We start from the raw sequence: 26,962 nt of genomic DNA, 5'->3' as shown, positions 1-26,962 counted from the left end.
GGCGGACCCGCTAAGCTGCGCAGTCGGGATCGCCTGTCACCGGGTCTCAGGTGAGGAATGAGCTGTAGGCTGGCATCCGGACGTCCCCTCGCATCTGTTGTTCTGGAGCTGGCGCTCGTTTGGCGGCTCAGTAAGCAGCAATCGTGCCAGCCGAACGGTGCGGCGTGAGGCATCTGCATGTCCTTCAGTTTGCTGCGATTTGTGAACCATCACTCCCGCCGGGCCAGGGCCCTCGCGGCGCCGCGTCTGGACTTTCGGAAAATGGCCCCGGCCGGCGCCCGAAGAACCGGACGGGCCGGCACGCCGTGGCCCGACCGGCCCCGCCGGTGATCACGAGCAGGTATCGCCCGTCCGCGATGAGGTTCGGTCCGCGTGGTCGTGCTCGACGAAGCCACAACAAGATCGATCAGCCCGGGCCGCCAGACTCCTTGGGCCAAAGCGGCGCGATCCAGCCCAGCGATTATTCCTTTGTCAGATCGGTCTCGGGTTGGGAACGCACATTTCCTGCGGATATCTTTCCGCATGGAGGTGAACTGATCGTTCTAAGTCGGTGCGGGCGTCGAAGCGCAGGTCGATGGCAAGGCGATGGATGCTGTCGAGAAGTCGTGCGACGAGTGCGTTTCCCATGACCAGGCGTGTTCCGTGTGTCGCCGATCCGGTCCATCGCATAGCGGGTGAGAAGACCGAGGACATGCCTCAATGGTCCAGCGAGGTGGACCGGATGCGCCGCGAACAGGACGCCCGTCTTCCGCTCGAGAAAGTCGAGAACGATCGGGCCGGCCTTGAGGAACATGTCCACGCGTCGGTAGGTCGTGTGCTGGCCGAACATCGCGGTGAGATAGGTGCGCGCAGCGGCGTCCCCTCACCCTGCTCCTCTGGTCATGCGGCGATCCAGGCGTGGGCCTCGGCCGCCTCGGACAGTGAAAACACCCTGGTCGTTGCCGGCATCATGAACGCGAAGAGACGTACCGCCGTCCGGATCCATTCGATGTCGGTCACGACCGCGATCCTGTCCCAGCGCATCAGATGCTCGATGCCGATCTTGAAGTCTTCCCACATTGCGCCGGCATCGAGCGTGAAATCCTTGCCGGTCTCGTAGTATAATCGAAGAGTCCGGTTGGCTTGAAGTCCGGCGAGCACGGCGGGCGCCAGCACCTTGTCATAGTCCTCCTTCGTCACCCGGCCGCTGCAGCGGAACCCGACGACCTGGTCTGGAAAGTTCGTGAGCTGCTCGATCATGGCGTCCTCCTGTCGTTTTGTTGTGAAACCGAGGGGTTCGATCACGACGCACTCGATCTTGACCCTGCGATCTCGACCTTGCAGAGACTGGTTTGGCGGACCTGGCACCGGCTCGGTAGCTTTTTGCGTCAGTCTCTCTGCGCGCTTGTCCGAGCGACCGTCATATCCAAGGCCCGCGCTGGATCTTGATCCTGCCGGCCGGTATCCCGGCTGCTGTCCCTCGATCGCGAAACGGCACCATCTCGTCACCGACTTGCAGCCAGTCGACGGCACCCGCGACATCATCTCGCTGTCCTCCGACTGCGCCCTACAGACCGAGACGTCCAGCCAGGCCGGAAGTCCGGCCAGGATCCGGTAACGTGCGGATGCAGTCGATCCGTCTTCGCGCGGGCCGGAAGGCGCTCGGTTGGTGTTTCCTTGTTGACCATACCCATGAGTGCTGACTCCCCACCGTTGGTCGCCCCCTGACGTGAAACGCACTTCGCGACATCCGGTTGCCGTTTCAGTACCGGATGCGTCAGATGTGGCCACAGGACGCGCCGGCCGCCGCAACGATTCTGCGGAGTCGCCCCTCGCCGAGACGTCGGGTCGACACGGGGCTCGCCGCATGTCCGTCGTTCATCCCGCACACAACGCGTGGCCTGCCGCCGGCGATGGGGAGAGCACCGGCAGCAGGCTCCGTATCGGCGCGTCAGCCGATCGGGACCGCAACAAAATGGGTATTGGCGGCGGACTTGACCCGCATCAGCACGTCGCGCTTGCCGGCGGACCTTGCCTCCGACAATGCATTGCGCAGTTCGGCGACGGTGCCGACGATCCTGCCGCCGACATCGAGAATCACATCACCGGACTGCATACCGTGCTCCGCCGCCGGGCCGTCGGGATCCACGGCGGTGACCACGACACCCTTGTTTCCGGCGCCCGCCACGTCCTCTGCGGGCGCGACTGACAGACCGAGATGTGGCACGCCGCGAGCCGAGCCGTTGTCGTGATCGTCGGAACTGGCCTGCTTCTCCTGCTGGTTCGGCATGTTCGCAAGCGTCACAGCGATGGTCCGGGACTCACCCTTGCGAAGGATGTCGAGCTTTGCGGAGCTTCCGGGGGCCATCGCCGAAATCCGGCCCGCCAGGGCGCGCGAGTCCTTGATGGCTTCACCGTTGACGGCCGTAATGACGTCGCCAGGTTCAATCCCGGCTTTCGCCGCCGGCGTATCCGGCTTTGCTTCGTCGACCAGCGCGCCCGCGGCGTTCTTCATGCCGAGGCCTTCTGCGATGCCTGCGGTCACCGGCTGGACCTGCACGCCGAGCCAGCCCCGGGTCACCACGCCCTTGTCCTTAAGCTGGGCAACGATCATCTTGACCGTCGGCGCAGGTATATCGAAGCCGATGCCGACCGAGCCGCCTGTGGGCGAATAGATCGCGGTGTTGACGCCGATAACATTGCCGTTGGTATCGAAGGTGGGACCGCCCGAATTGCCCTTGTTGATCGGCGCGTCGATCTGGATGTAGTTGTCATAGGGGCTTGAGCTAAGCTCGCGGCCTTCCGCCGAGACGATGCCCGCCGTGACGGTGCCCCCGAGGCCGTAGGGATTGCCGACCGCCACGACCCAGTCACCGACGCGCGGCGTTTTGCTGTCCAGGTTGACATAGGTGAAGTCCGACTTGCCTTCGACCTTGATCAGCGCGACGTCGGTCTTCGGGTCGGTCCCAATGACTTTGGCGGTGTAGGTCTTGCCGTCGTCGGTGGTGACCTGCACCGACTTCGCGTGGTCCACGACATGGTTGTTGGTCACCGCGTAGCCGTCGGCCGAGATGAAGAATCCGGAGCCAACTCCCGTAATCAACTGGTGGCGACGCATCTTGCCTTGCGGGCCGTCGGCGAATCCGTATTGGCGGAAGAACTTCTCGAACGGCGTTCCCTGCATGAACGGCTCCCCGTTCGGCCCAAGCATGTCGGTCTCGTCACCTTCGTCGACACTGACGCGGACGGAGATCACCGCGGGCCTCACCTTGGCGACCAGATCGGCGAAGCCAGTGGGGCCCTGCTCGCCCTGGGAAGGCGCCGCCGCCCAGGCCTGATCGATCAGGCGGCCATAGCCGAGCGGTCCCGACAGCGCGATCGCCGAACCGATCACGGCAGCCGATCCGAGCAGAGTCAGGCGCCGCGCGGGCATGATCCTGCGGCGAGGTTGCTGATTGCTGTCCGACATGGATTGTCTCCTTCAAGATGTTGCGCCTCACGGCGTTGCACGAAGGAGTAACGCTCGTCAGATTACTACGTCCTGTCCGACGAATTAATTCATCCTGTCGGCGAGATGAATTCGTAGTAAGGCGGCATGCGCTGCCGAAGCACAGAAAGATGAACTGTTCGGCAGCGATCGCCCGGCGGACTGCGGCGTTCGGCATAGAAGGGCTCTCAGGTGAAGTGGAGCGATCGATGGCCAAAGATGCAACATCGCCAACGGCCGCCGCAGCTTGGCGCGATTCAAATGGAAGACTGCGAGAGGTGGGCGCCGATCATTCAGGCCGCCGGGCTCGCAGGCAAATAGCCGGTGCCATTTGGAGTGACTTGGGCCGCGAGTTTGGCGACGTCGTTCCAGTTGCTCGCTCAAGCGTGCTGCGGCCAATGCTGCTGAAACCTCTTTCGGACAAACCCAACGACTATACCGGCGGAATGACGATGATCATCGATGCGATCGCCGCAATTTCCCCGAGCTCATGACGTTTTCGGGCGCGCCCCCCACATTGCCCGCATGCGCTGAACTCGCCTCCAGCTGGCGTCGGTTCGACTAATGGCAGCAGCCGGGGGTCATGACGGCATCGAATACCCTATTCGACGATGTCTTCTTCGCCGCCAGCGCCTGCCTGCAGATCAGTGAGCTCCGCAGCTCGTTCCGAGAGTCTCCTCAGCAGCATGTCCAACATATGTGCGTCTTCATCGCTCAGACACGCTGCCAAATCTCTATTGTACGCCTTGGTTATCCGTTGCGCCTGCTCGTACAGGGCCTGTCCAGTGTCCGTCAGCGAAAGTGCCAAACGTCGCTTATTTTTGGGGAGCCTTGTCTTCGCAATGATTCCGCTGCCCACGAGTCTACCAACCCCTCTACTTGCAGGCTCCAGCTCGATGTCGGCGACTTCGGCGAGTTCGCTCAGGCTTATGCCGGGACGTTGCGCGACGTAAGCGAGAATGCGCCAGTCGCGCCGACCGATCCCCAACTCCCGCCGTAGCATGATGCCCGCGCCCCGCGCGGCGAGCTTTCCAAGATTGTAGATACGAAACGCGAGATACTCGTCAATGTTTGACGGATCCTTCAAATTGCTCATGACGTTCCGGCTGAGGGTGGAGGATGGCGGATGAGGTGACGTTTTCGAAACATACCGTCGTTTGACAATCTCCAACAGCAGCATTGTGCATCGCAAAACACATTTGATTTGGTCAAACGTTTGTCGACCATTGACGCTGAGCCGAAAGACACACATCAACGATCGAGCCGCGTCCCTGAATGGACCAAGCCGATCAAGGCGGCGACGGCCACAGGCAGCCCTGCTATCAGCAACCTCGAAAATGCCCGGTGTTCAGATGCAAGCAATCGAAACTGGCATAATGAGACTAGTTGCTTCGACAATTGCGGCCTGTGTTCTGCTGTGGGGAAATCCCTCCGCGGCAGATGAGATGAAGGTGACTTTGCTCGGAACCGGCACACCGACTCCACGGATCGGAAGCTTCAGTGCGTCAACACTCGTCGAGGCCGGACCCGAGAAATTGCTGTTTGATATGGGGCGGGGCTCGACCATTCGCCTCTTCCAGAAGCGAATTCCGCTCGGCGCCATCACCGCTCATTTCATCACGCATCTCCACTCCGACCATATTGTCGGCTTGCCTGATATGTGGCTCAGCGGCTGGATCGGAACGCCCTGGGCCTCACGAAAATCACCGATGGTGATCTTCGGGCCGGCCGGAACCGTCGCAATGACGCAAAACCTGACCAAGGCGTTCTCGGAGGATATTCGCATTCGCGAGGATGACGAACATCTGCCGCCGGAAGGCGTGGCATTTAATGCGCACGACATTCAGCCCGGACTCGTCTATGAGAAGGGCGGCGTGAAGGTCACGGCGATTGAGGTCAACCACGGTGAGAAGATCAAGCCAGCCTTCGGCTACGTGATCGAGTACGGCGGCAAGAAAGTCGTTCTATCGGGTGACACCAAATATGACGAGCGAATCGTGAACGCCGCGAAAGGCGCCGATCTGCTGGTTCACGAGGTCGCAATCATCGAACCTGATCTCGTGAAGGATTATCCCTCTTATCGTGCTATCGAAGCCCATCACACTTCACCAGAGGAAGCCGGGCGGATCTTCTCGCTCGCAAAGCCGAAGCTGGCGGTCTATTCGCATGTCGTATTCGCGACGGTGAAGCCGGTGCAGGATGTGCCCGAGGAGGCGCTGCTTCGGCGCACCCGCGCGACGTACCAGGGTCCATTAGTCATCGGACACGACCTGATGTCCTTTTCCGTCGGAGACGGCGTGTCGTCCTATAGTCCAGATGGGGAGCCCATGAAGCCGTTGATGGGCGATGGCCAGCGCTGATAACCACACTTGGTGACGATCTGACTGTGAAATTGCTTGGGGAACTATCCTCCCTCTGAAACTCAGATGCGAGCGCCGCGCTCATGTCCCGTGGGCAAAGGCGCGTGTTATCGCCCGCTGCGCGTATTCTCATTGAACGGTGATCCCCGCCGACAAAGGCTCTGAATGTTGGCGTTCGGGACAAGCGCGAGCTGCACGAACTCGTTACGGGCCTCACTAGGCGTATTTGACTTCCGGGGCATGCCGCACCTCCATTTTTGGGGTGACAAGCTCGGCGGGTGAGCCAGGGGCTTCAATCAATCTGACCTTAGGCGGGCAACGCCTGGTCTATACCGGGCCTCAAGCAGCCGCCCTCGTTCACGACGCCTTGGTTCGATCTGCTCCCATAGGGCAGCGTTCCTTCCGCGCTGCGCTACGATGACCTTTTCGAGCTTGGCAAAAGGCGCGTTCCCCAACAAATGGCGGACGTCACCCAGTTCCTGCAACCTGCCTAGGGGCCGGCCGTCTTCGGAGAAGCGAGTAACGGCAGACTGTCGCACTTCGGCCACGCTCTCGGGCCGCTCCCTGGCCTTTACGTACGCCTGGCAGGCTTCAAAGGAAACCGGTGCCTCGGGAAGCCAATGCCAGTCGTCTCAATCTCCTGGGCCCGCGCTGGGGCCTGTCACCTATAGTTTTCGGGATCGGAAGAACTGACGCCTCGTCGCGGCAGAAATCTCGGTTCCAGGCCTCGCGCGCTCTGCCGCGTCGACCTTCTCGCGTCGCTGCTCCGGGTGCGACTTTTATCAGGGCGTTCGTGCTAGCCCGACGCCAATTGCTTTTCCACCGCCTTGTGATCCTGCGCGAGGCCGGCGGCGATGCCCTTGGCCATGTCGCCGACATAGATGTCCTCCTCGCCGGTCTCGTAGCCGTCGAGAATTTCCTTGGCGGCCTCGGCCGGCGTCATCTTCGGGATCGGCAGGCCGGCCGTCATGCGCGTGTCGACGGCACCGGGCAGCGCGCCGGCGACGTGGACGCCCTTCGGCGTCAGTTCGCCGCGCAGTCCTTGCGTGAGGCTCAGCGCCGCGGCCTTCGAGGCGCAATAGGAGCCCATCAGCGGCAGGTTCACCCGCGCCAGGATGGTCAGGATGTTGAGCACGGCCCCCTGGTTCTTGATCAGCACCGGCGCGAAGGCGCGCGTCAGCCGCAACGGCGCGAGGTAGTTGATCTCGATCTCCTCCGTGGCGATGGCGAGATCGGGCGCGAGCATGAACGCAGTGTTGTGATTGACGCCGGCATTGTTGATCAGCAGCGTCGCGTCGGAAGCCTGTGCGGCGGCGGCTGCCGCGTCCCCATCGCTGGTAACGTCGAGCTTCAACGGCACGACCCTGTCGGACGCCGTGAGCGCGGAGACGTCGCGGGCGGCGGCATAGATCTTCGCAGCGCCGCGGGCGAGCAGTTCGGCGATGAGCGCCTTCGCGATGGCGCCGGTGGCGCCGGTGATGACGACGACGGAGTCCTTGATCGAAGCACTCATGCGGCTGATCCCTGCTGCTGGGGTTGCTCACGGGGCGAGGTGTCGTCGAGCCAGCCCGGCTCGACATCGGGGAGCGGAATGGCGGCCAGGAGCTGGCGCGTATAGGCGTGTTGCGGATGGGAGAAGATGCGGCCGACCGGGCCGTGCTCGACCACCTCGCCGCCCTTGAGAATGGCGACCTCGTCGCAGAGCACGCGGATCACTGAGAGATCATGGCTGATGAAGACCACGGTCAGCCCGAGCCTGGCGCGCAGCTCCTTCAACAGCATCAGGATGTGCGCCTGGGTCGAGACGTCGAGCCCGGAGACGATCTCGTCGGCGACGATGAAGTCCGGCTGCAGCGCCAGCGCGCGTGCGATGCCGGCGCGCTGGCGCTGGCCGCCGGAGAGCTCGTGCGGATAACGGTCGACGAAGGCTGTCGGCAGGCCGACGAGATCGAGCAGCGCGGCGGCGCGGTCGCGGCGATCGCGCCGGCCTTTCAACTGTCCATAGACCTCGAGCTGGCGCGTCAAGGTGACCGCGAGCGGCAGGCGCGGATTGAGCGAGGATTGCGGATCCTGGAAGATCATCTGGATGCGCGCGCGCAAGGGGCGCAGCGCGGCTTCGGACAGACGGCTGATCTCGACGCCGTCGAACTGGAGGCCGCCAGAAGTCGGCTCCAGCAGCCGCACCAGCAGCCGGCCCAGTGTGGTCTTGCCCGAACCGGATTCGCCGACGAGGCCGAGCACCGCGCCGCGCGGAACGGCGAGATCGACCGACTTGATGACGTCACGCATCACAGGCTTGCCGAACAGCGAAGTCGACCGCGCCGGATAGGCGAAGCCGAGCTGGCCGGTGCGCAGCAGGATCTCGCTCATGCCGGCCTCCTCGCCGCGAGCTGATCGAGCCGGTGCGCCTCCGCCCACAGGCTTTCGATCAGCGCCGGTGGCACCGGCCTCAAGCTGTCCGCCGGACGGTCGGCGCGCGGCGTCGCCGCCAGCAGCGCGCGCGTGTAGGCATGATGCGGCTTCACCAGCACGTCCGACGTCAATCCATCCTCGAGCACGCGGCCGGCATGCAGCACGGTCATGCTGCGGCAGATTTTTGCGACGACGCCGAGATCGTGGGTGACGAACAGGATCGCCGCGCCGTGGCGCTGGCGCATCCGCTCGACCAGCTGCAGCACCTGGCGCTGCACGGTGACGTCGAGCGCGGTGGTCGGCTCGTCGGCGATGACCAGCGACGGATCGCAGGCGAAGGCCATCGCGATCAGCACGCGCTGGCGCATGCCGCCGGAGAGCTCGTGCGGATAGAGTGCGAGGACGCCAGCGGGATCGCGGATCGCGACCTCGCTCAGCAGCTCGGCGGCGCGATCGCGCGCGGCACGCTTCGACAGCTTCAGATGCAGCTGCAACACCGCGCATATCTGCGCGCCGATACGCCGGACCGGGTTGAGCGACGTCATCGGATCCTGCGGGATCAGCGCGATGCGCCGTCCCAGCAGGTCGCGGCGCTGCTTGTCCGGCATCGCCAGGAGGTCGCGCCCCTCGAAGCTCACGCGGCCGGCCGTGATGGCGGCCTTCGCCGGCAGCAGGCCGAAGATGGTGCGGCCGACCATCGACTTGCCGGCACCGGATTCGCCGACGAGCCCGCGGACCTCGCCGGCCTCGACGCGCAAGGAGACGCCGCGCAGCACATTGGCGGCGCCGATCGCGACGTGGAGATTGTCGATGTCGAGCACGGCACTCATCGGCGCTGCACCGGATCGAGCGCGGCGCGCAGGCCGTCGCCGAGCAGGTTGAAGCCGATCACGCTGACGATGACGGCGCCGATCGGCAGCGCCATGATCCAGGGCGCCTGGTAGACGATCTGCCGTCCCTCGGTGATCATGCCGCCCCAGCTCGCGGTGTCGCCGGTGACGGAGATGCCGACGAAGGACAGGATGACCTCGACCAGGATAGCTATGCCCATCTCGACCGCCAGCAACGTGACGATCAGCGGCACGAGGTTGGGCAGGATCTCGAGCCGCAGCGCCTGCGCGCGGGTGAGGCCGAGCACCCGGGCCGCGGCGGCGTAGTCGCGCGCAAGCTGGGCCTGCGTTTCGGCTCTGGTGATGCGGGCGAAGCGGGTCCAGTCGACGACCACGATCGCAGCAATGACCGAGGTGAGGCCGGCGCCGATGACGGCGGCGAGCACGATCGACAGCAGCACCGGCGGGAACGCCATCCAGACGTCGATCAGCCGCGACACCAGCTGATCGATCCAGCCGCCGAAGGCGCCGGCAATCAGGCCGAGTGCGATGCCGATGACCGCAGCGAGCAGCGAGGCGATCAGCGCGACGGAGACCGCAGTACGCGCGGAATATATCAGGCGCGACAGCACGCAGCGGCCGAGGCTGTCGGTGCCCAACGGAAACGCCGCCTCGCCGCCGCGCATGAAGGCCGGCGGCAGCTGCGCCGACATCAGATCCTGCTCGGCCGGATCATGCGGCGCGATGACCGGGGCGAACAGCGCGATGAGCAGCAGCAGCGCGACAAGGCCGCCGCCGATCCACAGCCGCGCGCCGCCGCGTGAGAGAGCGCTGCGCCAGCGCGACGGCTGGGCCGTGATCGGGCCAGAAAGAACCAAGTCAACCATGGCGCAGCCTCGGATCGAGCAGCGCCACCAGCAGGTCGACGGCGAGATTGAGAGCGATGAACAGGACGGCGAAGGTCAGGATCAGCCCCTGGATCAGCGGGAAGTCGCGGTTGATGACGGCATCGATCGCCATGTTGCCGATGCCCTCGTAGGAGAAGATGCGCTCGACCAGCACGGTGCCGCCGAGCAGCAGGGTGACCTGCACGCCTGAGAGCGCGACCGTCGGGATCAGCGCGTTGGGGAACACCTCGCGCTGCAGGATCGTGGTGCGCGAAAATCCGCGGGTGCGGGCGATCTGGGCGTAGTCCTGGTCCTCGGCCTCTGCGAGCTGCGCCTTGAGGAGACGCGCGACCAGCGCGGCGAAGGGCAGCGCGAGCGCCAGCGACGGCAGCAACATATGGCGCAAGAGATCGGCGGCGACGTCGAGGCGCAGGGTGAGCAGGCTCTCGATCAGATAGAAGTGGGTGCGGAAGGCCACGGCAAGCTGCGGATCGAGCCGGCCGGAAATCGGCAGCAGCGGCAGCAGCACGCCGAAGCCGAGCAGCAGGATCAGGGCCCACAGGAAATCAGGAATGGCGAGAAAGAAGCCGTTGGCGGTGTCGAGCAGCCATTCGGCGCGGGTGCCGCGCGTGAGGCTGCCGACCAGCGCCACGGCTCCGCCCATCACGAGCGCCATGATCACCGAGAGCGCTGCGAGCTCAAGGGTCGCCGGCAGCCGCGCGCTGACCAATTCGAACACCTGCTGGCGCAGGCTGATCGAGCGGCCGAAATCGCCCGACGCGACTTGGCCAAGCCAGGTGATGAACTGCGACAGCAGCGGCTGATCGAGGCCGTAGAGCGCGCGCAGCCGCGCAATGTCGGCCGGCGAGGCGCCGGGCGGGATCATCATCGCGATGGGATCGCCGGGCACCACGCGCAGCAGCACGAACACGATGGCGCCGACGCCGAGCAGGGTCGGCGGGATCAGAGCGAGGCGCTTGAGAATGGCGCTCCAGCGCATCGCCCGACTCCGTCTCAGCCCTGGGTCACGAGCTGCGGCAGGATCATGCCGTTGGCCTGCGGCACCACCTTGAGGCCCTTCTTGTGCACGATCGGCTGGACGTATTGCAGCAGCGGAATCACCTCACCCTCCTCGGCGATGTATTTGTCGACCGCTTTCCAGCCGGCGATGCGCTTGGCCTCGTCCTTCTCGCCCCACAAGGGCCCGATGCGCTCGATCAGGTCCTTGCCCTTCCAGGCTGAATGTGGCGACGGGCCGAACATCGCAAAGCCGGTCGAGGTCGTGGGATCGCCGATCGCGTTGCCCCAATTGTAGAACGCCGCCGGCGCCAGCGCGTGGCGGGCGCGCAGCTCGAAATGCTGCGCGATCTCGTAGACCTCGATGTTGGCCTCGATGCCGACCTTGCGCCACATGCCGGCGATCGCCTGGACCATTTCGTAGTCCTTCGGCTTGAAGCCGCGCGTGGTCTGGATGGTGAACTTGACCGGCTTGGCGGCCGAGTAGCCGCTCTTGGCGAGCAGGCTCTTCGCGAGCTCCGGATCATAGGCGACCTTGATCGAGGGATCGAAGGCGGCGTAGCCCGGAGCTTCCAAGGTATCGATCGGCACGCCATAGCCGCGCAGCAGCTTTTCGACGATCGCCTTCTTGTCGATGGCGTGGTTGGCGGCGAGCCTGATGTTGCGGTCGAGCATCGGATCGATGTCGGTGAGGAAGATCATTCCGATGTCGGAGATCGGCTGCGTCAGGCCTGCCAAATTCGGCTTGGCCTTGAGGCGGTCGAACTCTTCATAGGGAATCTCGAAGGTGATGTCGGAGCCACCGGACTCGATCTCGGCGACGCGGCTGGTCGGATCGGTGACGAACTTGAAGACGACGGTCTCGAACGCCGGCTTCGGCCCCCAATAGCCGGGATGCGCCTTCAGCCGCAGGAACGCGTTGCGCTCGAAGGCATCGACCTTGTACGGGCCGGAGCCGATCGGCGCCTTCTCAAAGCCCTCCGCGCCGACCTTCTCGTAATAGGCCTTGGGCAGCACGTAGCCGGTGAGGAACGCCATCCATTTGAACAGCACCGGCTCGAACTCTACCACGTCGGCCGTGATGGTCTGGCCGTCGATCTTGAAGTTGTTGATCTTCGACCAGACGAACTGGATCGGGTTGCCGCCCTTCGGATCGGCGGCGCGGGTCAGCGACCACACCACGTCCTCCGGCGTCACCTTGGAGCCGTCATGCCAGGTCGCGTCGGAGCGCAGCTCCATCGTGACCTTGGTGCGGTCCTCGTTCCAGCCCCACTTCGTCAAGAGGCCCGGCTTGAACGAGAGATCGGCGGCCTGGCCGATATAGGGATCGAAGATGGCCTGGTAGATCGACTGGATGGTCGGATTGACCGCCGAGACGCCGACGGTCGGATCGAACGACGGCAGGTTGACGTTGTAGGCGATGGTCAGCGTGCCCGGCGCGGCACTGGCGGGGCGCAGCGGCAGGCCGGTGGCGAGTGGCAACGCAGCTGCGCCTGCGAGCTGCAACATCGTACGACGAGAGATCTGATGGTCACGCATGGTGATGCAACTCCGCATGGACGAAGGACGATGAGCGAAGAGAAGCGACGTCCCTGCCGACGCCGCCGGACGAATTGATCAGTTCGGCGCGCTCTCGGCCCAGCGCTTCATCAGCGTGTTCGAGGGCAAGGATTCGTCGACCAGCTTCTTCGCCGTCTCGATGCCGGCGACCGGGAGCTTCGCCGGATCGAGCAGGCCGATCTGCACCAGCACCGAGGCCTGATCCCAGTAGATGTGCTCGTTGTAGAGCTTGTCGCCGCGGAAGCGGACGATCGCAACCAGCGGAATCTCGACATATTTGCCGGTCGGCGGGATGCCGGGCAGCATCCAGTCGATCTCGATGTCGTGGGTGAAGCAGAACAGCATCTCGTCGACGACGCGGTCGGCGCCGATGGTGCGCGAGATCGGCACCAGCTTGGTGTCCGCCGGCGTCTTCGGAATGAAATGGTTGGCGTAGAACCTCAAGAGATCCTTGTAGCCGACGCCGCCGGTCATGGTCGGGATGTGGTTGACGTAGGGCTCGGCGACCATCGTGCCCATCGTCGCCTCCGCCGAGCGGGTGGCGAATTCGAGCTCGGTGTGACGGTCCCACAGCGACGACAGATCGTAGTGCGGGCCGAGCACTTTCCGGAACAGCGCGATCGAGCGCGAATGCGCCATCAGGGTCGCCGGCTTGTCGAAGCTGGCGCGCTCCGGCGCGGCGAAGGCGTGGTCGCAGCCTGGATAGAGATAGAACTCGGCATCGTCGCGGCCGGCAAAGCCGGCCTTGACCGCCTCGCGCGCCTCGGCGGGCGCGAACTTGTCGAGCTCGGCGAAGTGGAAGACGATCGGGCCCTTGATGTTCTTGGCCTCGGCGATATCGGCCTCGATGCCAACGCCATAATAGGAGACGGCGCAATCGACGTCGGTGCGGGCGGCGGTGAGATAAGCGAGCTTGCCGCCGAGGCAGAAGCCGAGCGCGCCGACCTTGCCCCTGCACTCGGGACGCGCGCGCAGCACCTTCAGCGCGTCGGCCGTGTCCTTGATCGCGAGATTGACGTCGAAGCGCTGGTAGTAGCCGAAGGCTTTACCGAAATCCGCCTCACCATAGCCGAGCTCGATGCCCGGCTCGAAGCGCCAGAACAGGTCCGGCGCCAGGACCACATACCCTTCCTCAGCATAATAGTCGGCGACCGCGCGCATCGAGGCGTTGACGCCGAAGATCTCCTGCAGGAGCACGATACCGGGACCGGAGCCTGACGCGGGCACCGCGAGATAGCCCTTGAACGTGCCGCCATCGGCGGCGGCGATGTCGATCCACTGACCAGCCACTGTCGTGCTCCCCGGTTCTGCCGGCCGACGTCCACGGTGACGCCGCGCCTGATGTGTTTTCTTCATTGAATTTTTAATGTAAAAATGTTGGATGTAAACAGCAGAGATTGAGCATGCGCTGCACACGCATTGTGCGGAGCGTCATCGGGAGACGGGCTATTGAAGAGGACGACGAGCGCTGGGGCGAGGCGCAGGACCGTGGCGGTGAAGGCGAGGGTGGCGGGCGGCACGGCGCGGTCACGGTCAGAGGCGGCTCGCGATGAGGCCGAGAGCGGCAGCAAAGGCGACGCGAAGGGAGCGTGGCATCTTGCGCGCAGTGACACCGAGCGACGGCTGTCCGACTTCGAATTCGCGCTGGAGCGGCTGGCCCAGTCCTATTATCGCTGGAAGGCGTCCTGCCTCGCCGCCGTTTGCGAGGTGCCGCTGACCGGCGACGATGTCGCCGTCCTCAATGTCGTACGCATGGGCGACGAGCCGAAGCGGCTCGCCGAGGTTGGCCAACTGCTCAACCGCGTCGATGTGCCTAATCTGCAATATGCGACGCGCAAGCTGGTCCGCGCCGGGCTGATCGAGACCGAAGGCCGTTCCTCACGCAAGGAGACACGCTACCGCGCCACGACACGCGGCCGCGCCGTCACCGAGGATTATGCGGCCTTGCGCGCGGCAACCCTGCCGCCGATGTTCGACGGCCTACCCGGCTGGATCGACGGCTGCGCCGCGACAGCGGCTCAGCTTGACCAGATGGCGGGGCTGTACGGCCAGGCGACGCGCATCGCGATCACGAGGCGGCACCAGTCCTGACCCGCCTCAGCGCAATATTTCGACCTTGGACCGCTATGTCGCGACTGTGGACGCGCTGAGGCCGTTCATTTGAGCGCCCCATCTCTGGAGGCTAGATGGACGGAGAGAGAACAGGCCTTTGCCCGCAGCCTCCGGTCGTGTGGGGCACGACAGGGGCGAAAGACCCGAAATAAGATCAATGGCTTGCGCACCCTCCTTCTATTGAGGCGCCTTGATCTCAAATGGGAAATTTTAGCGGCGCCCGCACCGTCCAATGGTTGGGCTGGGCTAGGACGACCCGCCAAAGCCACGGCCTCAGGATCACAACCGCGCCCAAGGGGGAGGCGCGGAACCATCTCTAATTCCGCGCCATTGATGCCAACAGGCAAACAAGCGCATCCCGCAAAACGAGAAAACGACCATGAGAGACGATCCATCGCTCCCGCCGTTCATCTATGAAGGGCTCTATCCTGCCGAGGACAAGAAGACCGCCTTTGGCTCCTTCGCTGGTCTCGTAAAGCAGGCTGCGAAGCAGGTGCGCAGCGCCGTGGAGTCCGGGCGCAAGCCAGGCATGCCGCTCAGCGTCCTAAGCAACGCCGCCCGCCGGGCCCCGCTTGCTTCTCTGCTGTTCGCGTTCCTTCTGGGCGCTTCGATAGCCCGCCGAAGGTGAATGCCACCAGCATGGGACGTAGCCCCTGCCCGTCCGCGCACGACTCTCCAACTGCCGGCAAGCGAAGCGCAACCAGACGACGATCTTGGCCCCGAGATCGTCCGGCTCTTCTGAGTTTCGCCTTGAACGCTATGCTTCCGCGCTGACGGACGCCCGAACGCCGAGGTGCAACGTGCCGGTGATCCGATATTGCAGGATCGCTGTTGCTGACCGTGCCGGTTCGCCAGCTATCTTTCCAAACGTCCTCTTTTAGAGAGGCGGCTTCAGCAGATCGGAAGGCTCAACACCCAGCGCGACAGCCAGGGCTTGGACCTTGTCGAGTTGCTGCCGATCTACCAGCTCTCAAGCGACCGTCGACATTGTTGACGCAGGTCAACGCTCTTGGCGATGGACATGTCAGCTTTTTACAACTTCAGGTTAATCGGGACCAAAACTTAGCGAGAAGGATGAGGAGACTTCCCATGCGGCTCGGCGGTCATACTGCAGCACTAGGCATGTTGCTTGGCGTCCTCGCCTTCCCCAGCGTCTGCCAGGCCGGCGGCACCGTCGAGGTGCTGCACTGGTGGACATCCGGTGGCGAAGCCAAGGCGATCGCCACGCTGAAGAGCGCCTTCGAAGCCCAAGGCGGCAAATGGATCGATTCTCCAGTCGCTGGCGGGGGTGGCGACGCCGCCATGACCGCCTTGCGAGCGCGCGTTGTTGCCGGCAATCCGCCGAGCGCGGTCCAACTCAAAGGACCGAATATCCAGGAATGGGCGCGCCAGGGCGTACTCACCGATATCGATGCGGTCGCTCGGGCGGAAAAGTGGGACGAGCTGCTGCCGCCGGTGCTTGCGTCGATCATGAAGTTCGACGGCAAATACGTGGCCGCCCCCGTCAACATCCATCGGGTCAACTGGATCTGGGCCAACCCGGCGGTGCTTGCCAAAGCGGGCGTCTTGCCGCCGACAACCTGGGACGAGTTCAACGCCGCAGCGGACAAGCTCAAAGCCGCGGGGATCACGCCGCTGGCGCATGGTGGCCAGCCGTGGCAGGACGCGACCTTGTTCGAGACGGTCGTGCTCGGGTTGGGCGGCGCGGATTTCTATCGCAAAGCGCTGGTCGAACTCGACGAAAAGGCGATCACCAGCAGCACGATGATCAAGGTGTTCGACCAGATGCGCAAGCTGCGTTCCTATGTCAGCCCGGATTTCTCCGGCCGCGACTGGAACCTCGCCACGGCCACCATCATGAACGGCCAGGCTGGCTTCCAGCTGATGGGAGATTGGGCGAAAGGCGAGTTCGTGGCGGCCGGAAAAGTGGCTGGCCAGGATTTCTTGTGCATTCCGGCGCCGGGCCTGCCGGGCTTCATCTTGAATTCGGACAGCATCGCGATGTTCAAGGTGAACGGTGTCGACAAGCTGGAGGGTCAGAAGGTGCTTGCCAGCCTGATCATGTCGGAGGGTTTCCAAGAGACGTTCAGCCTCAACAAGGGGTCGATCCCCGCACGGCTCGGCGTGCCGCGCGACAAGTTCGATTCCTGCGCGCGGAAATCGATGGACGATCTGGCTGCGGACACCAAGGCGAATACCCTGGTTCCAAGCATGGCGCATGAAATGGCGGTGTCGCGTTCGGTACGCGGCGAGATCCTGGACGTCGTGACCAACCATTTCAATTCGGACATGAGCTCGCAGGACGCTGTCAAACGATTGATGGAGGCGATCAGGCGCGCGAGGTCATAAGACGAACGGCGCTGCCGTCTGCAGCGCCTCATGTCCGTCGAGCAGTACCATCGCCATGCCCCACGCAGCGCTCCATCGATTCCTGCGACGTGTCGACACTTGGCTGCCGCGCCTGGTCATAAGTCCGTCCGGCGCGGCCGTGTTCGTGTTCGTGTATCTGTTCATTGCCTGGACGATCTACGTCTCGTTCACCCGGTCCAGCGTCCTGCCCGATTACAGCTTTGCCGGGCTCGTCCAATACGCGCGGCTGTGGGCGACGCCGCGCTGGTATGTGGCGATCGCCAACCTGTTCATCTTCACCACCCTGTTCATGGGCGGCTGCACCGTTATCGGCATCATGCTGGCGATCCTGCTCGACCAGCGCATCCGCGTCGAAGGCGTGATCCGCACCATCTATCTCTACCCGATGGCATTGTCGTTCATTGTCACCGGCACCGCCTGGAAATGGATCCTCAACCCTGGTCTCGGACTGGAAAAGATGGTGCAGTCGCTCGGCGTCACGAGCTTTCGCTTCGACTGGCTGGTCAATCCGGACATGGCAATCTACACCGTCGTGATTGCCGGCATCTGGCAATCTTCCGGCTATGCCATGGCGCTATTTCTCGCGGGCCTGCGCTCGATCGACGACGATGTTCTCAAGGCCGCGGCGGTCGATGGTGCCGGTCCGTTCCGCCTCTATATCCAGCTCGTGCTGCCGATGCTGCGGCCGATCTTTCTGTCAGTATTTGTCGTGCTGAGCCATCTCGCGATCAAGAGCTTCGACCTCGTCATTGCATTGACGAACGGCGGGCCAGGCTATGCGACCGATATGCCTGCGACCTTCATGTACTCGTTCGCATTCCAGCGCAGCGAGCTCGGGACCGCGGCGGCGAGCGCAACCATGATGCTGGCGACCGTGGTGGCGATCATGGTGCCATATCTATGGTCCGAGCTGCGGACGGACCGCCAATGATCCGCTCGCGCGCACCCGGCATCGTCCGCCCGACCGGTATCCGAACCACGGCGCTGCGCGGCGTCCTGTTCGCGATCCTCGGCCTGTTCGTTCTCTACTACCTGCTGCCACTGCTGGTGATGGTGGCGACATCATTGAAGTCGCTCGCGGAGATCCGTACCGGATCGCTGATCAGCCTTCCACGCGCCGTCACCTTCGAGGCGTGGCCGAAAGCCTGGGAATCCGCCTGTGTCGGGGTACGCTGCGCCGGTCTCAAGCCCTATCTCTGGAATTCGGTTCTGATGGTCGTTCCGTCGGTATGCCTCTCCACCATGCTTGGCGCCGTCAACGGCTATACCCTGGCGAAGTGGCGGTTTCCCGGCTCAGAGACGTTGTTCGGGTTGATCCTGTTCGGCGCCTTTATTCCCTTTCAGGTCGTTCTGGTGCCGATGGCGCGTACCCTCGGCATCCTCGATCTGGCCGGCACCATTCCCGGACTGGTGCTGGTCCACGTGATCTATGGAATTCCGTTCACGACGCTGTTCTTCCGCAACTTCTTCGTCACCGTCTCGGACGGCATCATGAATGCGGCCAAGATCGACGGCGCGGGCTTCTTCCGGATCTTCTTCCAGGTCGTGCTCCCGCTCGCGCCGTCGACCATCGTGGTGACCGTGATCTGGCAGTTCACCCAGATCTGGAACGACTATCTGTTTGGAGTGGCCTTCACGGCCGGCGACAGCAACCCGGTCACGGTTGCGCTGAACAATCTGGTCGCGACCTCGACGGGCGTCAAGGAATACAATGTCGACATGGCGGCGGCCATCATCGCTGCTCTGCCCACGCTGGCCGTCTATATCATCGCCGGAAACTATTTCTTGCGCGGGCTCTCCGCTGGTGCCGTGAAAGGTTGACCGTGGCTTCTGTATGTCTCGACAAGGTCTACAAGCAATTCGGCGCAACTGCGGTGCTCGACGGCATCGACCTCGAAATCGCCGATGGCGAATTCGTCGTGCTGGTCGGGCCTTCGGGCTGCGGCAAGTCGACCCTGCTCAACGTTGTGGCCGGGCTCGAGACATTGTCGGAAGGCCGGGTCCGGATCGGCGACCGGATCGTCGATGATGTACCGCCAAAGGATCGAAACATCGCAATGGTGTTTCAGTCCTATTCGCTCTATCCGACCAAGACCGTCCGCGACAACATCCTGTTCGGGATGGTGACGCGGCGAATCCCGGAGGTGCAGCAGCAGCAGGCTCTCGCGCGCGTGACCGAACTGCTGCATATTGAGCAGCTACTGCAGCGCAAGCCCGGCCAGCTATCCGGCGGACAGCGCCAGCGCGTCGCCATGGGACGGGCGCTGGTGCGCGAGCCCGATGTTTTTCTGTTCGACGAGCCTTTGTCCAATCTCGATGCCAAGCTGCGGGTGGAGATGCGCACCGAGATCAAGAAGCTGCACGCCCGGCTCGGGCAGACCATCATCTATGTCACTCATGATCAGGTGGAGGCGATGACGCTGGCTTCACGCATCGCCGTGATGGACAATGGGCGGATCCGTCAGTTCGCCGCGCCGGAAACCGTCTATGAGCAGCCGGCGGATCTGTTCGTTGCAGGTTTCATGGGCTCGCCGGCGATGAACCTGGTGCCGGCACGCGTCGTTCAGGGTGATGGAATCTGGCTCGAAGTGGAAGACGCGCGCGGCAATGTGCGACTTGCCGTTCCGCCGGGAGCGTCAGCCTCGATTGGCACTCATGTCGGGCGCCATCTGAAACTGGGACTCCGGCCGGAAATCATCACCCGTCAGGGCACCCAGAAGCCGAGCGGGTTGCTCTGCACGTTCCAACGTCCAGTCGATGTGGTCGAACCGACCGGACCCGATACCATGATCGTGTTCGATCTGGGCGGTGTAGAGATGATCGCGCGCGTCCACCCCGAGGACAAGGCGCCTGTCGGCAGCCTCTATTCTTTCGAGGTCAACATGGACAAGGCGAAGCTGTTCGATCCCGACTCCGGCAAGCGGGTCTGACACCCCTCCGGCTGGACCCAGGACCAGCCTTGGTGTTGGAGCTTGATGGAAATCAACCTCCCCGCCTGCAAGATCGAAACAATAGCAGCCTGTCATCACGGTTGCTGCAAGTGCCTACGCTTTCCTTAGCGGCTCCGCTTTGCGGCACGCGGAGCTGTGGTCGAGAACTGCATCGGTCAGGCCGCAATGGTTTCATAGTCAGGATGCCGCATGCATAAACATATTCTAATCCCGACGGACGGCTCGACGTTGTCGCAGGCTGCGGTTGAGTACGGCATCGCCCTCGCCAAGTCGGCTAGCGCCAAGGTCACAATATTGACCGTATCCACCCCCTTCCACACCTTTGCCGTCGAGCCGGCAATGGTCACGGACACGCCGGCGCAGTACGCGAAGCAGGTCGCGGCCCTTGCCACGAAGTATCTCGATGCGGCCAAGGAGGTCGCGTTGGCCGCTGGCGTCGGCTGCGAGGCCGTGCATGTCGAACATGATCATCCTTATCTGGCCATAGTCGACATGGCGAAAGCGAGGTCATGCGACCTGATCGTCATGGCATCGCACGGCAGGCGCGGGATCACCGCCATCATGCTCGGAAGCGAAACGAACAAAGTACTGACACACAGCAACGTGCCGGTGCTTGTCGTTCGCCCGCCGGACCGGCCGATCGTCTCCGTCGAATCCTGAACTCGACCGCTTCTGCGGCCGAGGTATGACTGCTCGCGTCTCATGGATGCTGCGCCGGGCAATGCCGAAGCACCCCAGGATCTCGCCGAGACGGTCACCGTCTCAAGATGACACCCGCCAAGGCAGACGGCCGGCGCTCACACCCTTGCCGAGCGCACTTTCGATGCCCACCGGCGTCCAATATCTTGCACGCCGGTTGACACACCTCGCCGCAGCCCAACCGTATCGCGGGGCGATCTGCTCGGCGCGCTTCGCTGAAATGTCGCAGGCTGCCTATCAGCACGCAGCCATTCAGGCCGCAGTTGGCGCCGCTCTTTCACGCTGCTCGGCCAGACTGCGCTGCAGGGCCTCCGCAAACATTACGACCTTCGCTTGGTACGTAGCCGATGCGACCTCACGTGCCGTGATTGCGAGACATCCGACTGGAGGCTTGCCCGCGAGTTCCTGCATCTGGCCGAAGGCTCTGTCGCTGCCTGCCCCGCCCAGCGTGCAAAAGAACGCCACCGCAGGAAGTCTTGACCTGCTTGCCAGCAGGAAGGCGCGGACGGGCGACGAAAGCGACCAGGCCCACACCGGCGTGCCGACAACAACGAGATCATAGCTCGATGGATCCTTGGCTATCGTAGCAATGCGCGATGGGACCTGCCGTCGCGCTTCGATCACCGATCGTACATAACCACGCATCCCTCGCCGGCTTACGGCCTCGACGATCTCTTCGCTGTCACAGCTCAGCGCTGTCCAGGCCGGCGTAGCCCCAGTCGAGCACGTGGTTATTGGCCAGGACACAGCGGTCGATTCCTGCTGCGATGAGGCAGTCCGCGTTCTCTGGGCTCATGCGGTAGTTGATACCCTTGTGAGCCCCGTCGTTACTGTGGGTCACGGCCGTTTCGAGATTGACGATCCGTGCATCCGGCTGCATGCGCGCGAGTTCGTCCAGGGCGGCGCCCCAGATGTAGGATGGTGCATTGCGCCGCGAAATGTGGCCGCTCGCCTGCTCGGCAAGGACCACATAATCCTCGGCCGACCGCGAGGCCTGCTGCTCAATGAGCTTCCGAGATGCGTCAGATGAAGCTGGACGGGTCGCAGTCATCGTCAGCGCGAAGGCGAAGGATCTTGGAGGGTCGAATTCGGGTCCGCTGCGACGGGCGGTTTCGCCCCGCTGTCTTCGGGGCCACGCGTACAAGGAAAGCTGAAGGCGCCGTCGTCGATGACGTGACGAGCATGCCGCGTCGATTGAGGCATCTCAATTTCAATAGATTGGACTTTGCCTAAGCTGGGGGCATCCGGGCTGGGACGACGACGATGACATTTCCCACGGGCTGGTGGATCCAAGGTGTCGCCGTCATGGCGGCAGTCGCGCTGCTCGGCTCCTCTGCGAGCGCAGGATGCAGCTTCGAGGACGTTGCCAACGCGTTCTGCGGAACGCTCAAGGCAACATCGGACTGCAAGTCTGTTTGCGAGGATGACGCATCCTGCGCTGCCGCGGTCGCACTTGAAATAGCTCTTGCGGGGGTCGCCCTCGAAGGATCGGACACCGGAAAAGGACAAGGGCTGGTCGATCAATTCTGCGCGGAAGCCAAAGTGAAGGGAAAGGATATCGTCGGTGCGCTGAACACGATATTCGGCAATGCAATTGCGAAGGAAGTGCTCGGCGATTTGTCAACTGAGCTCGCAGCCGTGGGCTCAGCTGCCAAGGTTGTGCAGTGCGCCTGTGAAACGGAGCAGAGTACGAATTCGATCGGCGCCGATATCGGCGCGTGCATTCAAGATGCGTTGTGCGGGGGGCTGGGGATCGGCTGCAACTGCTCGCGGCCACCGCCTCAGATGGCTTATTGCGGATCGGTCGACGTCAAGCATTGCCAGACGGAAGGTCACTTCGATCAGATGAAGGACCCCGCCTGCGTTCCCTACAGCTCGATTGCGAACTGCAATGACAAGTGGCAGAAGTGCGGCTACGGCGACAATATCCCAACGGTGGAGAGGATTGAGTCGGCGGAGGGAACGCTGGCCGTTCAACTACCTCCCACGCAAGAGGATACGGGTTGTGACCCGGTCATATCTTGCTTTTGTCCCAAGCCGATGGTGCCGGCCTGGCACGAGATCTCCAATCCGAACAGCGACGTGCATCGCTGGCTATTCGCCTGCGATTGTCCATATGAGGCCAACAATCCGGATCATCAAACACACCCAGGCCCGATCCTACCGAGCGGCTTGTCTCAGTGCCTCTGCGACAACACGGGTAAGCCGGCGAACCTGGGTTTTGCGCCGTTCGGCATGTGTCCGCCGCCGGCGTGCCCCGCGGGACAGACGCGTATGGGCCTGACCGGTGCGTGTGTGACACCGTGCTCCGATCCAACCCAGGGCATGGCGTTTGATGGCAGTTGCTGTAATCCCGCGCAGATGACGTCCTGCGGGCAATGTTGTCCGGTGGGCACGATACCTGACCCGAACAGCGGCACCTGTGTGCCGAAGCAGGCGGTGAAATGAGATTGGCGTCGTGACGCCACGGCCGGCACGATCGGCCGTCTATCGATTGACGCATCTCAAATTCAATGGACGCAGGTTCGGTTATCTCTATCGGGCCAAGTCAGTGGCGGGCGATGGTCATGCAACTTCGAGGAAGTTGGTGGTTCCACGGCGCAGCGATCGCCGCCGCAATGCTGCTGTTAGCGTCGCCGGCGCGAGCAGGCTGCAACCCAGGCGACATATTCAATGCTGCCAAACAGACGGTGGGCGGACTGTCGAGTTGCGCGGATGCCTGTGCGGACGGAGCTGGGTGCGCTGCGGCGGCTGCAGCCACCGGGGTCCTCACCGAGGTCGCCGGCGCTGCGGGGCAAGGCGCGGTCAACTCGTTCTGCAGCAAAGTACAGGGAAACCTCACCCAGATCCTCGCCCAACTGCAGTCGGCGGGCGGCTCGAAGATTGGACAGGGCCTGCTCGGGGAGCTCGCCAATGTGCTGTCCGCCGTCGGTTCGCCCGCGAAGGTCATGCAATGCGCCTGCTCAACCGAGCAGGGGGCGGGTTCCCTTGGCTCGGACATCGGGCAATGCATGGAGGACGCGCTGTGCTGGCTTCAGGAAGAGATTGGTCTCGGCGCTTGCGATTGCACGCGACCACCGCCCCGTTTCGCCAATTGCGCTGCCATCGACCTGAAGAAGTGTGAAGGCAAGGACTTCCTCACCAGAATGCATGACCCTGCATGTGTTGCGCCCGGCTCGATCGGCCACTCCATCCCGAGCTGCCAGAGCACGGGGAGCTACATGGAGCCGTGGCAGCCGACATTGGCATGCACGACGACTGCCGAGGGAACACTCATCGAGCAGTTGCCCCCTTCCGCTGAGGGTACAGGTTGCGAAGGAGTGCAGTATTGCTTCTGCCCGTCGCCGATGAAGGCTGACTGGCAGGAAGTCCCCAATCCTGATTCAGGCGATCATCGATACGCCTTCGCGTGCGAGTGCCCGGACGGCACGCATCCCGGCGCCATGATGCCGAGTGGGATCTCGTCATGTCTGTGTGACAACACGAACCAGCCCGCCAACCTGGGCTTTGCGCCGTTCGGCATGTGTCCGCCGCCGGCGTGCCCCACCGGACAGGTTCGCATCGGCGGCATCGGCGACTGCATCACGCCATGCGCCGATCCGAGCCAAGGCATGGCGTTCGATGGGAGCTGCTGCAATCCGGCCCAGATGACCTCCTGCGGGCAATGCTGCCCGCCGGACACCATCCCCGACCCGAAGAGCGGCACCTGCGTTCCGCGACCTGAGCCCCCGAAATGAGGCGACAGAACATCATGGAATATTGTCGTCATACCTCGTTGGCTATCGCCGCCCGTGCGATGCGGCGCATCGTCATCGTGTCGAGCTTGGCACTCGCGCTCGTCAGCACGGCATCGGCTCAGGCCCCCCGGAGCATCTACGCGCCGGGCCAGGCGGTCGTCACCGGCTTCTCCGGCGGTCTGCGTCCGTTCGAGATCGAGCCTGGCCAGGACCCCGATCTGAACTCCTTCATTAATCCAGACGGACCGTCGCTGCGCGTCGTTGATCTCAGCCGCATGGGCGGGCCGCCGGAAGCACAGGTGGTCGGCGCTCCGAAGCCGTTCACGGTGAGCGCGAAGTGGATCGGACAGGTGTTCGGTGTTGCGCTGGACGACCAGTCGCCCCCCAACATCTATGTCGCGGCGACATCGGCCTATGGGCTGCCCATCGTCGCACCCGGATCGGATGGCAAGCCGCAGCACATCAGATCCGGGAGGACCGGTGCAGTCTTCATGCCGGCACAATGGGGCCCCGGAGGAGGCCCTGGGTCGATCTGGAAGATCAACGGCCTTACCGGCGAGGTGAAGCTATTTGCGAACGTCCTCACTGAGGGAAAGGCGAACTCGGGCGCAGCGCTCGGCGCGCTCGCGTATGATTCTGCCACGAAGTCGCTGTTCGTCGCCGACCGCGAGACCGGCCTGATCCATCGCCTCGACCCGAACGGCGCGGATCTCGGCGTCTACGATCACGGCACCGCCGGCACGGCCGCCGTCGGGCTTGCGCCGATGCCCGCTGCTGGCGGGGCCGGCATTGATCTCGCGAGCCCACAGTTTGATAGCGCCCGCCCCGAGACCTGGGGCTATGCCGCGACGGCACGGCGCGTGTTCGGTCTCGCGATACGCGATCGTCGTCTCTATTACGCTGTCGCCGACGGACTGCGCATCTGGTCGGTCGGCCTCAAGCCGGATGGTTCGTTCGGCTCGGACATCAGGATCGAGGTCGCAGTGCCACCCGCGGCCGGCCCGACTGAAATCTCGCGCATCACCTTCGATGATGCAGGGCGGATGTATCTTGCCGAGCGGCCGGCGCCGACTGGCGCGCAGGATTTCGAGGCGCTGTCGGCGCCATCGATCGGTCGCGCGCTGCGCTATACCGTGATCGGCGTCACCGAGGCCCAACAGCCGATCTGGCAGGCCGTGCCGGACGAATATGCGGTGGGCTTCCCCGAGACCTTCCGCAACGACAATGGCGGCGTCGCCATCGGCTACAGCTACGATGAGCGCGGCAACATCAATCCCCGCTCCTGCGGCGGCTTCGTCTGGATCACCGGAGAACAGTTGCGCTACACGACCGACCCCAAGCTCTCCGCAGAGCTTGGTCATACAGACATGCTCGCAATCGACGGCCTGCAGGGAAATCCAGCTTGGCGCATCCGTCGTGGCGATGCGCCGCCGCGGATGAGCTATTTCATCGATTATGCCGATGCGCCGCCCGATCTGTCGGCCCGGGGGCATCTGGGAGACATTGCTATCCTGCGGATCTGCGCGGAGCAGCCGGCGGAGCTGCTCCCGGGCCCGCTCCCGGCCGGCGTGCCGCTGCCACCGCCGAGTTTCCGCGCCTGTCAGACGCATGTGTGCGGTCCCCCGGGTTTCCCGGTCTGTCCGATCAATCAGGTGTGGAGCAAGGGCGCTTGCGCGTCGAACTGCGCGCCGCCTGAAATCCTCCTGGGCGGCAGGTGCTGTTCACCTGCCGACCTCGGACCCGGCGGTGCCTGTTCGAGCGGCTCGATTCCATCGACTGACATTGCCAAACCGATGTGCGGGGTCACCCAGACGGCGATCGGCCCCAAGCAGGAGTGCTGCAACAACGATCACATCTATTCCGGTCCGGGTGGCGTTCAGGCTTGCTGCCTGAGCGCTCTCGTGAATGGCGTTTGCGAGCCCTCCATTCCGAAAATCCCAAACGGAAAGTGCCCGGATTGCTGTTCGCCCGGCTATGTGAAGATCGCGGGCAAATGCTGCCTGAAAAGCCAGGCGACTTCGAAAGGGGTTTGCTGTCCGATCGGACAGACGCCGAGCGCCGACGGGACACAGTGCCAGCCAACGTTCAAGATTCCCAAGATCTCGCTTTGCTGTGCCGCAGGCTACGTCCCGACCGCGGCGGGCAAGTGCTGCGCGACCGCAAACCTGACGACGAGCGGCGAGTGCTGTCCGGCCGCCGTCAATCCGAAGGATCGCTCGCGATGTGTTGCGCCAGCCCAGAAGAAGTCCGTTCCGCAAGAGCCCTGCGCCGCGGGCAAAGTTCGCGACGACGAGGGCGTTTGCGTGGCGCGAAAACCCTCGCCTGTGCCTGTCGTGCCCGGGCCGTCACCGCGACGTCCCTCGATACCCAAGGTTCCAGACAAGCGCGCGCCGTCTAATACAGGCCCGATCACCTGCCCGCCCGGCATGGTTCCCGGGCCACTCGGCAAGCGCTGCTGGCCGGCCGCACGTGGTCGCATTGCGCCGCTTGCGCCTCGCTGGACTGCACCACCGCCGCTCGAGAGAGGTCGCTAGGAGCTTTGTGTGGTGCCGATGATGATG

General features: G+C 63.7%; 23 protein-coding genes. 12 read left to right on the top strand and 11 right to left on the bottom strand.

The genetic code is table 11. From position 1 onward, the window contains the following. Window positions 1-879 precede the first annotated feature (879 nt). Both ACQR1X_RS02820 and ACQR1X_RS02815 read right to left on the bottom strand, forming a co-directional pair. Window positions 880-1,524, bottom strand: a complete 645-nt coding sequence (locus ACQR1X_RS02820) for an STAS/SEC14 domain-containing protein (RefSeq protein ID WP_434898280.1) — start codon at window positions 1,522-1,524, stop codon at window positions 880-882. 406 nt (window positions 1,525-1,930) lie between these two features. Then, the gene (locus ACQR1X_RS02815; protein ID WP_434898279.1) at window positions 1,931-3,448 is read right to left on the bottom strand and encodes a Do family serine endopeptidase; all 1,518 of its coding nucleotides are present in this window, start codon (window positions 3,446-3,448) and stop codon (window positions 1,931-1,933) included. 227 nt (window positions 3,449-3,675) lie between these two features. Here ACQR1X_RS02815 and ACQR1X_RS02810 point away from each other — a divergent pair, with 227 nt between their 5' ends. Then, window positions 3,676-3,960, top strand: coding sequence for a hypothetical protein (locus ACQR1X_RS02810; RefSeq protein ID WP_434898278.1), 285 nt, complete (start codon window positions 3,676-3,678; stop codon window positions 3,958-3,960). Window positions 3,961-4,067: 107 nt separating this feature from the next. Here ACQR1X_RS02810 and ACQR1X_RS02805 read toward each other — a convergent pair whose 3' ends face one another. Then, window positions 4,068-4,562: a MarR family winged helix-turn-helix transcriptional regulator gene (locus tag ACQR1X_RS02805; RefSeq protein ID WP_434898277.1), complete on the bottom strand. Its 495-nt coding sequence runs from the start codon at window positions 4,560-4,562 to the stop codon at window positions 4,068-4,070. A gap of 349 nt (window positions 4,563-4,911) precedes the next feature. Here ACQR1X_RS02805 and ACQR1X_RS02800 point away from each other — a divergent pair, with 349 nt between their 5' ends. Then, window positions 4,912-5,826, top strand: coding sequence for an MBL fold metallo-hydrolase (locus ACQR1X_RS02800; RefSeq protein ID WP_316218434.1), 915 nt, complete (start codon window positions 4,912-4,914; stop codon window positions 5,824-5,826). Between the two features lie 796 nt (window positions 5,827-6,622). Here ACQR1X_RS02800 and ACQR1X_RS02795 read toward each other — a convergent pair. From ACQR1X_RS02795 to ACQR1X_RS02765, 7 genes are all read right to left on the bottom strand, one after another. Beyond that, window positions 6,623-7,339: an SDR family oxidoreductase gene (locus ACQR1X_RS02795; protein ID WP_315802397.1), complete on the bottom strand. Its 717-nt coding sequence runs from the start codon at window positions 7,337-7,339 to the stop codon at window positions 6,623-6,625. Continuing rightward, window positions 7,336-8,196 (bottom strand): ATP-binding cassette domain-containing protein, encoded by an 861-nt coding sequence (locus tag ACQR1X_RS02790; RefSeq protein ID WP_434898276.1) that lies wholly within the window; start codon window positions 8,194-8,196, stop codon window positions 7,336-7,338. Before ACQR1X_RS02790 ends, ACQR1X_RS02795 begins: the two co-directional genes overlap by 4 nt. Beyond that, window positions 8,193-9,068: an ABC transporter ATP-binding protein gene (locus tag ACQR1X_RS02785; protein ID WP_434847601.1), complete on the bottom strand. Its 876-nt coding sequence runs from the start codon at window positions 9,066-9,068 to the stop codon at window positions 8,193-8,195. The genes ACQR1X_RS02790 and ACQR1X_RS02785 overlap by 4 nt, the downstream gene beginning before the upstream one ends. Next, window positions 9,065-9,955, bottom strand: a complete 891-nt coding sequence (locus ACQR1X_RS02780) for an ABC transporter permease (protein WP_315802394.1) — start codon at window positions 9,953-9,955, stop codon at window positions 9,065-9,067. Before ACQR1X_RS02780 ends, ACQR1X_RS02785 begins: the two co-directional genes overlap by 4 nt. Next, on the bottom strand, window positions 9,948-10,955 hold the full coding sequence (locus tag ACQR1X_RS02775) for an ABC transporter permease (protein ID WP_316178414.1): 1,008 nt from the start codon (window positions 10,953-10,955) through the stop codon (window positions 9,948-9,950). The genes ACQR1X_RS02780 and ACQR1X_RS02775 overlap by 8 nt, the downstream gene beginning before the upstream one ends. Before the next feature lie 14 nt (window positions 10,956-10,969). Further along, entirely contained in the window at window positions 10,970-12,511 is a 1,542-nt protein-coding gene (locus tag ACQR1X_RS02770) for an ABC transporter substrate-binding protein (RefSeq protein ID WP_434898275.1), read from the bottom strand. A 78-nt stretch (window positions 12,512-12,589) separates the two neighbouring features. Then, window positions 12,590-13,822 carry a dienelactone hydrolase family protein gene (locus tag ACQR1X_RS02765; RefSeq protein ID WP_315802391.1) on the bottom strand — a complete coding sequence of 411 codons (1,233 nt, stop codon included), beginning with the start codon at window positions 13,820-13,822 and terminating at the stop codon, window positions 12,590-12,592. Window positions 13,823-14,026: 204 nt separating this feature from the next. Between ACQR1X_RS02765 and ACQR1X_RS02760 the strand changes: the two genes are divergently transcribed. The 7 genes from ACQR1X_RS02760 to ACQR1X_RS02730 all read left to right on the top strand — a co-directional run bounded on the left by ACQR1X_RS02760 (window position 14,027) and on the right by ACQR1X_RS02730 (window position 20,625). Then, a complete protein-coding gene (locus ACQR1X_RS02760; RefSeq protein WP_434847604.1) occupies window positions 14,027-14,623 on the top strand; it encodes a helix-turn-helix domain-containing protein in 597 nt (198 codons plus the stop codon). Window positions 14,624-15,023: 400 nt separating this feature from the next. Beyond that, window positions 15,024-15,272 (top strand): hypothetical protein, encoded by a 249-nt coding sequence (locus ACQR1X_RS02755; RefSeq protein ID WP_315802389.1) that lies wholly within the window; start codon window positions 15,024-15,026, stop codon window positions 15,270-15,272. 461 nt (window positions 15,273-15,733) lie between these two features. After that, the gene (locus ACQR1X_RS02750; protein WP_315802388.1) at window positions 15,734-16,993 is read left to right on the top strand and encodes an ABC transporter substrate-binding protein; all 1,260 of its coding nucleotides are present in this window, start codon (window positions 15,734-15,736) and stop codon (window positions 16,991-16,993) included. A 55-nt stretch (window positions 16,994-17,048) separates the two neighbouring features. Then, a complete protein-coding gene (locus ACQR1X_RS02745; RefSeq protein WP_434895967.1) occupies window positions 17,049-17,945 on the top strand; it encodes a carbohydrate ABC transporter permease in 897 nt (298 codons plus the stop codon). Next, entirely contained in the window at window positions 17,942-18,835 is an 894-nt protein-coding gene (locus ACQR1X_RS02740; RefSeq protein WP_316238333.1) for a carbohydrate ABC transporter permease, read from the top strand. Before ACQR1X_RS02745 ends, ACQR1X_RS02740 begins: the two co-directional genes overlap by 4 nt. Before the next feature lie 2 nt (window positions 18,836-18,837). Next, complete coding sequence (locus tag ACQR1X_RS02735; protein ID WP_434884441.1) at window positions 18,838-19,944, top strand: ABC transporter ATP-binding protein; 1,107 nt, start codon at window positions 18,838-18,840, stop codon at window positions 19,942-19,944. 210 nt (window positions 19,945-20,154) lie between these two features. Then, complete coding sequence (locus ACQR1X_RS02730) at window positions 20,155-20,625, top strand: universal stress protein (protein WP_434894152.1); 471 nt, start codon at window positions 20,155-20,157, stop codon at window positions 20,623-20,625. Between the two features lie 721 nt (window positions 20,626-21,346). Here ACQR1X_RS02730 and ACQR1X_RS02725 read toward each other — a convergent pair. Next, entirely contained in the window at window positions 21,347-21,715 is a 369-nt protein-coding gene (locus ACQR1X_RS02725) for a CapA family protein (protein WP_434893087.1), read from the bottom strand. Window positions 21,716-21,927: 212 nt separating this feature from the next. Here ACQR1X_RS02725 and ACQR1X_RS02720 point away from each other — a divergent pair, with 212 nt between their 5' ends. The 3 genes from ACQR1X_RS02720 (at window position 21,928) to ACQR1X_RS02710 (ending at window position 26,935) form a co-directional block, all read left to right on the top strand. Beyond that, on the top strand, window positions 21,928-23,112 hold the full coding sequence (locus ACQR1X_RS02720) for a hypothetical protein (protein WP_316218425.1): 1,185 nt from the start codon (window positions 21,928-21,930) through the stop codon (window positions 23,110-23,112). A gap of 119 nt (window positions 23,113-23,231) precedes the next feature. Continuing rightward, a complete protein-coding gene (locus tag ACQR1X_RS02715; protein ID WP_434898274.1) occupies window positions 23,232-24,401 on the top strand; it encodes a hypothetical protein in 1,170 nt (389 codons plus the stop codon). Window positions 24,402-24,460: 59 nt separating this feature from the next. Continuing rightward, the gene (locus ACQR1X_RS02710; RefSeq protein WP_434898273.1) at window positions 24,461-26,935 is read left to right on the top strand and encodes a hypothetical protein; all 2,475 of its coding nucleotides are present in this window, start codon (window positions 24,461-24,463) and stop codon (window positions 26,933-26,935) included. The last annotated feature ends 27 nt before the right edge of the window (window positions 26,936-26,962 follow it).

This window comes from Bradyrhizobium sp. HKCCYLRH3073 (genome assembly GCF_051167995.1).
Lineage (GTDB): Bacteria > Pseudomonadota > Alphaproteobacteria > Rhizobiales > Xanthobacteraceae > Bradyrhizobium.
Note: the sequence above shows the minus strand (reverse complement) of the source record. Positions and strands in the feature narration are given on the sequence as shown.